Origin of the sequence: uncultured Anaerotruncus sp. (assembly GCF_902490045.1) — a bacterium.
Taxonomy (GTDB): domain Bacteria; phylum Bacillota; class Clostridia; order Oscillospirales; family Ruminococcaceae; genus Anaerotruncus.
The window spans coordinates 1-2,870 of record NZ_CABUCJ010000187.1 but is presented as its reverse complement, the minus strand read 5'-3'; the positions used below and the strand labels follow the sequence as shown (position 1 = coordinate 2,870).

At 67.9% G+C, this 2,870-nt stretch carries 2 protein-coding genes and 1 pseudogene; 1 reads left to right on the top strand and 2 read right to left on the bottom strand.

Annotated features, from left to right (window positions below; genetic code table 11):
* Nucleotides 1-79 precede the first annotated feature (79 nt).
* Complete coding sequence (locus RDM88_RS12470; protein ID WP_308755149.1) at nucleotides 80-676, top strand: nucleotidyltransferase family protein; 597 nt, start codon at nucleotides 80-82, stop codon at nucleotides 674-676.
* 54 nt (nucleotides 677-730) lie between these two features.
* On the opposite strand, the gene hydA is transcribed toward RDM88_RS12470, so the two are convergent.
* Both hydA and RDM88_RS12460 read right to left on the bottom strand, forming a co-directional pair.
* Nucleotides 731-2,107 (bottom strand): dihydropyrimidinase, encoded by a 1,377-nt coding sequence (gene hydA, locus RDM88_RS12465; protein WP_308755148.1) that lies wholly within the window; start codon nucleotides 2,105-2,107, stop codon nucleotides 731-733.
* Nucleotides 2,108-2,174: 67 nt separating this feature from the next.
* Nucleotides 2,175-2,870 (bottom strand): annotated as a pseudogene (locus tag RDM88_RS12460) (FAD-dependent oxidoreductase); the annotation flags it as partial.

The window sequence follows — 2,870 nt, the reverse complement described above, 5'->3', positions numbered from 1 at the left end:
GTTGTTTCGCGGGCGGGGCCGTGGTATACTGTCAGAAGAGAGGCCGGCAAAACCGCCGGCGGCAAAAGGAGGGCGCGATATGGGCGACGCGCGGAAACTGGCGTGCATCTTCCTGGCCTCGGGCCATTCGACACGCTTTCGCGACAACAAGCTGCTCGCCGATTTCGGCGGCCGCCCGATGGTTGACGCGGTGCTTGGCAGCTTCCCCGGCGAGCTTTTTCAGCAGGTGATCGTCGTCACCCGCTACCCGCAGGTGGCGGTGTCCGCCGCGCTGCTCGGCTATTCGGTGGTGGAAAACGACGACACGACGGGCGACATGGCGGTCACCATCCGCAAGGGGCTCGAGGCGGTCGACCCGGAGGCCGTCGGCTGCATGTTCTCGGTCTGCGACCAGCCGCTGCTCACCGCGCGGAGCATCCAGACGCTGCGCGCGGAGTTCCTGGCGCACCCCGATTCGATCGCCGCGCTCGGGCACCGGGGCAAACGCGGCAACCCTGTCTTTTTTCCGCGCGCCCTCTTCGGCGAGCTGGTGGCGCTGCCCCCCGGCAGGTCGGGCGGCGCGGTGATCGACGCGCACCCGGAGCTGCTGCGCGTCGTCGAGGCGGCCAACCGCCGCGAACTGCTCGACGTGGACTATCGGGGCGACCTCGATGCGATCGCGGAGATGGACCCGTAACAGACGAAAACAGGCGGAGGCCCCCGGCCGGGGGGCCTCCGCCTGTTTCTGTCCTCAATAGTACTCGCTCACGCCGCGCGCAACGTAGCTTCCCAGTCCCTCCCTGACCGGCTCGCCGTTTTCCGCCGCGAGCTCGCCGCGCAGGAAAACCGCCTTCGCGCGGCCCTGCACCGCCATCCCCTCATAGGGGGTGTAGTCGCAGTTGTGGTGCTGGGTCCCGGCGGATATCGTCCAGCGGGCGGCGGGGTCCCAGACCACGATATCCGCGTCGCTGCCCACCGAGATCGTCCCCTTGCGCGGGTACATGCCGAAGAGGCGCGCCGCGTGCTCCGAAAGCAGCGCCGCCATCCGGTTTTCCGTCATCCGTCCGGCGGCTACCCCCGCCGTATAGACCGCCGCGGGCCGGTGCTCGATGCCGGGCAGGCCGTTGGGAATCCTGCTGAAGTCGTCCCGGCCCAAATCCTTCTGCCCCACGAAATTGTAGCTGCAATGGTCGGTCGAGATCGAGTCGATCTCTCCGTTTCCGACCGCCTCCCACAGCGCCGCCTGGTCGTCAAGGCTCCTGAGCGGCGGCGAGCAGACGTATTTCGCCCCCTCGAAGCCGGGCGCCTCATACCGGCTCTCATCGAGGACGAGGTACTGCGGGCAGGTCTCGAGGTAGACCTTCTGCCCGCGCGCCCGCGCGCGCCGCGCCTCCTCGAGCCCCATGCGGGTGCTCAGGTGGACGATGTGGACCGGCACGCCCGCAGCCTTTGCGATATAGCAGTAGCGCGCGACCGCCTCCGCCTCGACATAGCCGGGACGGGAGGGGGCGTGGTACTGCGGCCCGAGCCTGCCCGCAGCGCGAAACTCGGCCGCCTTCTCGTTGACGAGGTCGCCGTTTTCGCAGTGGGTGCCGATGATCCCGTGCGCCTGCCCGACCTTCTTTAAAATCTCGTAGAGCTCGCCGTCGGTGACGCGCAGGTTGTCGTAGGCGAGATAGAGCTTGAAGGAGGTCACGCCCGCCTTCACCATCTCCCCGATTTCCTCCGCCACCGCCGGGTTCCAGTCGGTGACCGCCATATGGAAGGCATAGTCGCAGGAGGATTTTCCGTCCGCCTTTTTGTGCCAGGCGGCGAGCGCCCGGGCGAGGGTGCCCCCCTTGTCCTGCGTCGCAAAGTCGACAACCGTCGTCGTTCCGCCGCAGACCGCCGCCCGCGTGCCTGTGGCGAAGTCGTCCGCCGTCGCGGTGACGCCGTTGTCCATGTCCAGATGGGTGTGCGCGTCGATAAACCCGGGAAAGACGAGACAGCCCGCCGCGTCGAAGATTTCGCACCCGTCGGCGGGCAGGTTCGGCCCGACGGCGGCGATCTTTCCGCCGCGCACGAGGACGTCCGCCGCAAAGGTGCGTTCGGGCGTCACCACCCGGCCGTTTTGAATGAGCAGTGCCATATGAAAGCCTCCTGTCAAAAAAGCGTTCAAGGGGCGGGGCTGCGCCCCGCCCCTCTTCGAGGGTTTTTTATGCCGTCACGACCGGCTGGCGGCCGAAGAGATAGCGGTAGCCCTCCCACACCGCCAGAATCAGCTGGCGGATCTCGTCGGGAAGGCCGCAGCCCTCCCCGTTTACCGCGTAATCCGCGACCTGGCCGTCGAGGCGCACGCGGTAGAGCTGGCGTTCGGCGTCGAGCAGGAGGAATCCCTCGTTCTCGCTGTCCGCGAAGTCCGCCTCGCTCCAGAAGAGGGTGAACTTATCCCTGTAGGGCGCGCTGTCGTAGGGACAGAAGGTCGCGCAGTTGCCGCACTCGTTGCACATGCCGTCGACATGCACGATCTGGCGCATCCGCCGCCCGGGCACCCGGATGGCGAGGTTCGCGCGGTTGGGGCAGACGTCCGCGCAGCACTCGCAGACGGTGGCGCACTCGAGACAGCGCTGCGATTCGGTGCAGGACGCGCAGTCGGTGCAGAGGGTCCCCTTCTTTTCGAGCGCGCGGCCGTAGTCGGGGCTCGCGTTGGTTGCGGCGTAGGTTTCGACCGTGACGCCCGCGATCGCCTTCGCCGCTTTCGCCGCGTCGGCAATCGCCTCGACGACGGTGGCGGGCCCGCGGTTCGCGTCGCCCGCGACATAGACGTGGGGAACGCCTGTTTCGAGCGTGGCGGGGTCGACGACCGCGCGGCCGCGGGAATCCACCGCGACGCCGCACCGCTCGTAGAACGC

Coding starts and splice junctions, on each gene's coding strand:
- RDM88_RS12470 (WP_308755149.1), top strand. CDS start 80: ATGGGCGACGCGCGGAAACTGGCGTGCATCTTCCTGGCCTCGGGCCAT.
- hydA (WP_308755148.1), bottom strand. CDS start 2,107: ATGGCACTGCTCATTCAAAACGGCCGGGTGGTGACGCCCGAACGCACC.